Source organism: Streptomyces botrytidirepellens (assembly GCF_003721215.1).
Taxonomy (GTDB): Bacteria; Actinomycetota; Actinomycetes; order Streptomycetales; family Streptomycetaceae; genus Streptomyces; species Streptomyces himastatinicus.
Window position 1 is genome coordinate 1 of sequence record NZ_RIBZ01000705.1, and the last position, 7,276, is coordinate 7,276.

Below are 7,276 nucleotides of genomic sequence, written 5' to 3' on the forward strand. Positions count from 1 at the left end.
CGCGCAGCCCCCGGCCGCTCCCCCGGTCCAGCCGCCCGCCGCCCCGGCTCGCCCGCCGGCCTCCGCACCCGCCGACCTGACCAAGAGCGACAACGAGGACGCCCGATGACGACGCCGTACCAGCAGCAGGGCCAGGCGCCCGTCCCGCCGCAGACTCCGCCCCAGGCACCGCCGCAGGCATACGCACCCCAGCAACCGCAGCAGCAAGGGCAGCCGCAGGCGCCCCAGCACCAGGCGCCGCACATCCCGCCCGGGTACGTGTCGCCGCCGCCCGGCGCGCCCGCGCAGCCGTACGCCGCCGTGGGCACCTACACCTCGCCGATCCCGATCCAGCGCACCCACCTCGGGAACGCCATCGCCTCCGAGTGGACCAAGATCAAGTCGGTGCGCTCGACGATCTGGACGCTGAGCGTCATGGCCGCGCTGGTCGTCGGGATCGGGTTCCTGACGTCGGCGAGCACCAACGACAGCGACTACACCAGCGCCCCCACCACCCTCCCCGGGTTCTTCGGCGCCCTGCTCGGCCAGCTGTGCGTCGTCACCCTCGGGGTGCTGGTGATCTCGTCCGAGTACGGCACCGGCATGATCCGCACCACCTTCACCGCCTCCCCGGCCCGCTCCCGCGTGCTGACCGCCAAGGCGCTGGTCTTCTTCACGCTCGCGTTCGTCACCACCACCCTCTCGCTCGCCCTCGTGACGTTCATCAGCTCCGGGATGCACAGCGGTCCGGAGGTCATGGACCCGAGCAACGACCAGCTGATCGGCGCGACCGTCGGCGTGGGGCTCTACGTCTCCCTGCTCGGGCTGCTCTCGCTCGCCGTCGGCAGCATGCTGCGGCACTCGGCCGGTGCGATCACCACGATGCTGGGTGTGGTGCTGCTCCCGTCGATCCTCCCGGCGTTCCTGATGATGTCGCCCAGCCTGGCGGATCTGGGCGTGACGATGCAGAAGTACTCCTCGCCCTTCGCGCTGGCCGCGCTCTTCCAGATCGACGACTCGGTGGGCTCCGGCTGGTCGCAGCTGGGCGTGCTGGGGGGCATCACCGCGGCGGCCCTCGTCGCGGCGTACGTCCTGCTGGAGAAGCGCGACGTGTAACGCCCGCGCTCGGAACCCGCGGGCTCAGTACCGCGGGGCGTTACGGGACCGCTGGAGCTTGGCGCTCCGGCGGTCTCGCGCGTTCCAGCAGGCCTTGTGCCAGTGGCGGCGGTCGTCCACGCCCATGTGCTGCTGCCAGGCCACCACATGGGGCACCCCGGGAGGGATCTCCTGGTCGCATCCGGGGCAGCGGTAGTGCTTGCCTGAGCCCCCGCCGCCCACCAGCCGCACCACCCACTCCTCCCCCTGCCAGGTCTCGGTGCGCTCCAGCCCGTAACGGTCCGTGCCCAGGCGGTCGACGGGCTTCTCGCCACCTCGGGGGCGGTTTCGGCGTGGAGACACGGGGCACCTCGACAGGGCTGGGAGCTACTGACTGTGACCAGCGTACGCGTAACGGTCACGCACCTGGTAAGTCGTCGTCCACAGCCACCCTCAGATCATCATGAAAAATACTTGCCAGGCCGTGCCCTTGGCACGTGTCAGACGTTAATGCCAGTAGGGGATGCCCGCGTCGGCGATGGAGCCGCGACAAGGAGGCAGATGGCGATGCGTGTGGGGGCTTTCATTCTGGCCGCTCAATTTCCCGGCCAAGGACAGGAGGAGGCGCTGCACCGGGCGGTCCGCTCGGCCGAACTCGCCGAGGACGCCGGGCTGGACGCGGTCTGGCTCGCCGAGCACCACTTCGTGCCGTACGGCGTCTGCCCGTCCGCCGTCACCCTCGCCGCCCTGCTGCTGGGACGTACCCGGCGCATAGGCGTCGGTACTGCGGTGAGCGTACTTCCAACGGCACACCCCGTCGCACTGGGTGAGCAAGCGGCACTGCTCCATCTCAGCTCCGGCGGCCGGTTCACCCTCGGTGTCGGCCGCGGCGGACCCTGGGTGGACCTGGAGGTCTTCGGCACCGGGCTGGGGGCGTACGAGCACGGCTTCCCCGAGGCGCTCGACCTGCTGCTGCGCTGGCTGCGGGAGCCCCGGGTCGGGGCGGACGGCGAGCGGTTCGCCTTCCGCGAGGTCCCCGTCGTACCGCGCCCGGACGACCCGGGCACGACCGGCACCCCGCCCGTGATCATGGCGTGCACCTCGCCCGGCAGCGTGCAGCTGGCCGCCGAGCGCGGGCTGCCCATGCTGCTCGGCATGCACTGCGGGGACGAGGAGAAGGCCGAGGCGGTCGGGCTGTGGAAGAAGTCCGCGCTGGCCGCGGGCCGTTCCCCCGACGAGGTCGCGGCGGTGGCCGCGGAGCACGTATCGGCCGGGGTGGTGCAGATCGAGGACGCGCGCCCCGCGGCGACGGAGACCCTGACCAAGGCGATGCCGGGCTGGTTACGCCAGGGCCTGGGCGCCCATGTCACGGTCGACGGCCGGGAGCGCCGCATGCGCGACCCGGCCGGCTACGCGGAGCTGCTGTGCGACCTGCATCCGGTGGGCCCGCCCCGGCTGTGCGCCGACCGGCTGGCGGCCACCGCCGAGCGCACCGGCATCACGCGCTTCGCGCTGATGGTGGAGGGGTCGGGCGATCTGGCTGCCACCGAGCAGAACGTACGCCGTCTCGGTGGTGAAGTGCTGCCGCTCCTGCTCTGACACACCTCCCCCTGGTGGAGCGGCAGCGACATCGCGTCAGCAGTCGCGCAGCTCGGGCGACTGGTTCAGCAGCTGGCCCCGGACCGAGGTGAAGCGGGCCAGGCGGTCGTCGGCCGACGCGTCGAGCGGGAAGACCGCCACCCGATGGCAGTTCTGGAAGGCCAGCCGCACACCGAAGTGACGCTGGAGCGCGCCACGTATCGCGTCACTCGCCAGCGCGCGGAGCAGCTGTCCGCGGGCCTGCTCGTCCGGCGGCGGCGTCTGGTTGTCGGCGAACTCCCCGCCGTCGACCTTCAGCTGGGCCACCAGAGAGCTGATCATCTCCCATGCGTACGGTAGGGAGTTCCGGACGCAGTCGACGAATGCGGCTTCGTCGACCTCGCCTCGCTCGGCCTGTTCGAGAAGGGCCGGTGAGACGTCGAGCGACATGGGTTCTCCTCTCGCGACCCCGGATGCGGGGTCTCAGGGATGGGGATGGGCGGACGGCGACGCAGCGTACCCGTCCGGCGACCGCCCGCTTCAAAGGTATTCCGGCCCCTGTGCCCGCACCACCAGAATGGGCACACAACCAGCCAATGCTGAACGGGTCCATCGGCGGACGAATCGCGTGGAGCCTCCGTGGTCGAGTAGCGTTGCCGACCATGCGTCTCGTCATCGCCCGGTGCTCCGTGGACTACGCCGGCCGCCTCACCGCCCACCTTCCCTCGGCACCCCGCCTGATCCTCGTCAAGGCCGACGGCAGTGTGTCCATTCACGCGGACGACAGGGCCTACAAACCCCTCAACTGGATGTCTCCGCCGTGCACGCTGAAGGAAGGCGATGACAATGTGTGGACGGTCGTGAACAAAGCGGGCGAGAAGCTCATCATCACCATGGAGGACGTTCTCCATGATTCCTCGCACGAACTCGGTGTCGACCCCGGGTTGATCAAGGACGGCGTCGAGGCCCATCTTCAGGAGCTGCTCGCCGATCGTATCGAGACACTGGGCGATGGCTGGACGCTTATTCGGCGTGAATACCCCACTGCCATTGGTCCCGTGGACATTCTCTGCCGTGACGCGGACGGTACGACGGTGGCCGTCGAGATCAAGCGGCGGGGCGAGATCGACGGCGTCGAGCAGCTCACGCGCTATCTCGAACTGCTCAACCGGGATCCGCACCTGGCGCCGGTGAAGGGCGTGTTCGCGGCCCAGGAGATCAAGCCGCAGGCGCGGGTGCTCGCCACCGACCGCGGCATCGGGTGCGCCGTCCTGGACTACGACGCGCTGCGCGGCATCGAGGACGACAAGCTCCGCCTCTTCTGACCCCGGACCCACCCATTCCGGCCACCCGGGCCCCGCGCCCTCCGGCCGGTTTCCGGCGCCTGCTCCCCCACCCCGCCCCTTCCCGAACCGGGGCAAGCCCCGGCCCCCACGTCCTCCGGGCGCTGTCCGCGCTGCCCCAAACGCCGGACGGGCCGGCCCCCAGCCCGCCGGGGGCGCGTGAGGACAGGGCCAACGACGGAGCCCCGGCGGGGCGGGACTCCGCCGTTGTCCCCAGCCCGGGGCTCCGAAGCACAACTCTGTGCGGGCCCCGGACACAACGCCGTGCAGGGTCCGGGGTGAAGTCCGGTGGGCGCCGGGCGGAGCACCAGTGAGAGCACAGCCCCGGGCGCAGCCCGCACACAGTCCCAGGGCAGTCGCCTGCGGGCGCCGATGACTCCCGAGCCCGGGCGTAACCCTGCGCACCCCGATGGCAGCCGGCCGCAGGCTCCGGGACACAGCCCCCTGCGGGGCTCGGGGCGGAGCCCCGCGCAGAGTCCGGGGCACACCACCGGTGCAGGCTCTGGGGCGGAGCACCCGATGAGGCCCGAGCCCGGGGCGCTCCCCGAGCGCAGCCCCTGGACAGTCGCCCGCAGGCTTCGGGGCACAACCCCCTGCGGGGTTCGGGGCAGAGCCCTGGTGGGAGCGGGGACGGAGCACCTATGACGCCCGAGCCCCGGGCACAACCCGGGCACACCCCAAGAGCAGCCGCCCGCGGGCTGCGGGACACAGCTCCATGCGGGATTCGGGGCGGAGCCCCGCGCAGAGTCCGGGGCACACCCCCGGACAGGATCCGGGGCGGAGTCCCGAGAAGGGGCAGGGGCGGAACGCCAATTTGGCCCGAGCGTGCGGCCCAACCCGTGCACGCCCCGAGGGCGGTCCCCTCGTGGGCTCCGGGGCGCAGCCCGAGGCCGGTCCCCTCGTCGGCTCCGGGCGCAGCCCCAGGGGCGCGGGGTTCGGGGCGGAGCCCTGAGCGGGGGCCGGGGGCGGAGCCACCGGTTTCGGGGAGGGGCGGGGTGGGGGCTTTGCCTAGGCCGTCGTGGCCGTCGATGGCGGCGTGGACGTCCCGTTGCCCGGGGGTGGGCCGCCGGCGGTGTTCGACGCGGTGTTCGTGGGGGACGTGGGCGCCGTCGTCGGCGTGTTCGTCGGGGGGCGGGTCGGGGACGTCGTGGGGGACGTGGGCCGGGTCGTCGGCGTGTTCGTCGGCTCGTGCGTGGGCTCGTTCGTCGTCGGCTGCGACGACGGCGCCGTCGGGCTCGGCGGCTGCGACGGGCCACCGCTCGTCGACGGACCGGTCGGCCCCGTCGACCCGCTCGGGGACCCGCTGCTCGTCGGCCCCGAGGACGGCGACGACAACGGCACGTTGCTCAGCCCCGGCTGGGGCGTTCCCTGGCTGGGGGTGTCCGACGGCTCGTCGGCCGTCAGGTCCTTGTCGTCGTCCTGCTGCGAGGCCGACTCCCGCGGCTTGACCCGGTCGGGCGAGCCCTTGCCGTCGTCGTCGCCGAGGGCGCCGAGGGTCACCACGGTGCCGAGGACGGCCACCAGCAGCGCCCCCGCCCCCGCGGCGGCCAGCTTGCGCCGGGCTCCGGTCAGCGCGAGCCCGCGCAGAACCTTCGGGCCGCGCTTGGCGGGGGGCGGCGTCGGCAGCGCCGCCGTGGCGGCCACCGGGGCCACCGGGGTCACCTGGGTCACCGGGGGTATCTTCGTCGTCTCGGCCACCACCGGGGTGATGGTCGTGGTCGCGTTCTCCCCCGGAACGGGATCCGGCGTCGGCTCCGGCTCCTCCGTACGCGGCCGTACGACGCCCGGCCCGAACGCGTTGGCCATCGCCGCGCCCTTACGGTCGCTCACCAGCGCCAGCGCCCGGCGGCCCGCCACCGTGCCGCGCTTGTCGGCGAGGGCGCCGCGCAGCCCGATGGACGCCTCCAGTTCGGCGCGGGCCCGGTCGAGGTTGCCGGTGCACAGGGCGAGGACGCCCAGCTCGTGGTGGAAGTACGCCTCGTCGGCGACCTGTCCGGCCAGCCGCGCCGCCTCCTGGCCGTGCCGCACGGCGCGTTCCCAGGCGCCCCAGTGCAGCGCCGCGGCGAAGGCGGGGGCGGCGGCCCGGGCGAGATCCACGGCGGCGTCGGCGTGACCGGTCTCCCGGTCGGCGACCAGGGCGGCCATCGCGGCGAGTATCGCGTCCGCCTCGACGGCGACGCGCTCGGGGGCCACCGAGGGGTGACCGGCCCACCAGGTGTAGTGCTGGGCCACGGTGTGCGCCCGCCCGGCGGACTCGGCCGCGTCGCCCGCGTACCCGTCCGCCGCGAGCTGGGCCGCCACCCCGGCCGCCAGCCGGTAGTGCGGGCCGACGGTGGTGACGAGGCCGTGGGCGAGCAGTTCGCCGAGGGCGGCGTCGGCGTGCGGGTGGTCCTCGGTGAGGGCGGGCAGATGCGCCTGGTGCGGGCATTCGCCGCCGAGCGCGACCGCGAACCGCAGGGCGCCGCGGGCCGCCTCGCCGAGCCCCGTGGCGAGCAGCGTGGCCGGGGCCGCGGCCGAGGTGAGCGAGGGCAGCGGCATCGCGTCCCGCGGCTCGGCGTCGGCGATGGCCTCGGCGGCGGCATCCGCCACCGCCGCCTCGCGCTGCCGCAGCAACGCACCCGCCTGGACGAACCGCAGCGGCAGCCCCTCCGACTCGAACCACAGGTCCGCCGCCCAGCTCGCCTCGTCCTCCTCCAGCGGGCGCCGCAGGGCCCGTTCCAGCAGTTCCAGACCGGCGGTGCGGCTCAGCCCGGAGAGGAAGACCTCTTCGAGGTGCGCATCGGCGGACGGGGCCGCGACGTCCGGCGTGGCGGAGATCAGGAAGGCGCATTCCGGCGTCGCGTCGAGGAACTCGTCGAGCGCGGTGCCGCCGAACTCGATGTCGTCCAGGACGACGACCGCGCCGATCTCCTGCACCGCCTCCAGCAGTTCGGCCCGCTCGGGCCGGTACAGCGGGGCGCGGTAGACGGCGGCATAGAGGTCGTACAGCAGGTCGGTGGGGGTGCGGCGGTAGCCGGAGAGCCGTACGACGCCGTCGGGCGCCAGGCGTTCGCAGTCCGCGGCGACGGCCTCCAGCAGCACGCTGCGCCCGGCGCCGGAGGGCCCGGTGACCCGTACGGAGCGGCCGCGGGCCAGCAGCCGGGCCAGCCGCTCGCGCTCCTCGTCCCGCTCCAGCATCGGCAGGTCGGGCACCACCGTGCCGGACGGCCGGGGCGGGGCCGCGGCCCGGCGCAGCTCGGCGCGCTGGTCGGGGGTGTGCCGCTCGGGCCGGGCGGCACACC

6 protein-coding genes are annotated in these 7,276 nt (G+C 73.7%); 3 read left to right on the forward strand and 3 right to left on the reverse strand.

Annotated elements, in window-relative coordinates:
• The first annotated feature begins 105 nt into the window (after window positions 1-105).
• Complete coding sequence (locus EEJ42_RS36405; protein WP_123106471.1) at window positions 106-1,095, forward strand: ABC transporter permease subunit; 990 nt, start codon at window positions 106-108, stop codon at window positions 1,093-1,095.
• 24 nt (window positions 1,096-1,119) lie between these two features.
• On the opposite strand, the gene EEJ42_RS36410 is transcribed toward EEJ42_RS36405, so the two are convergent.
• Window positions 1,120-1,437 (reverse strand): ATP/GTP-binding protein, encoded by a 318-nt coding sequence (locus tag EEJ42_RS36410; RefSeq protein ID WP_123106472.1) that lies wholly within the window; start codon window positions 1,435-1,437, stop codon window positions 1,120-1,122.
• A gap of 204 nt (window positions 1,438-1,641) precedes the next feature.
• On the opposite strand from EEJ42_RS36410, the gene EEJ42_RS36415 reads away from it, so the two are divergent.
• Window positions 1,642-2,673: an LLM class flavin-dependent oxidoreductase gene (locus EEJ42_RS36415; protein ID WP_123106474.1), complete on the forward strand. Its 1,032-nt coding sequence runs from the start codon at window positions 1,642-1,644 to the stop codon at window positions 2,671-2,673.
• Window positions 2,674-2,709: 36 nt separating this feature from the next.
• Here EEJ42_RS36415 and EEJ42_RS36420 read toward each other — a convergent pair whose 3' ends face one another.
• Complete coding sequence (locus tag EEJ42_RS36420; RefSeq protein WP_123106473.1) at window positions 2,710-3,102, reverse strand: SCO5389 family protein; 393 nt, start codon at window positions 3,100-3,102, stop codon at window positions 2,710-2,712.
• A gap of 212 nt (window positions 3,103-3,314) precedes the next feature.
• On the opposite strand from EEJ42_RS36420, the gene nucS reads away from it, so the two are divergent.
• Complete coding sequence (gene nucS, locus EEJ42_RS36425; RefSeq protein WP_039937600.1) at window positions 3,315-3,977, forward strand: endonuclease NucS; 663 nt, start codon at window positions 3,315-3,317, stop codon at window positions 3,975-3,977.
• 1,026 nt (window positions 3,978-5,003) lie between these two features.
• Here nucS and EEJ42_RS36430 read toward each other — a convergent pair.
• A partial coding sequence (locus EEJ42_RS36430; protein WP_148082154.1) for an ATP-binding protein occupies window positions 5,004-7,276 on the reverse strand: 2,273 nt, incomplete at its 5' end.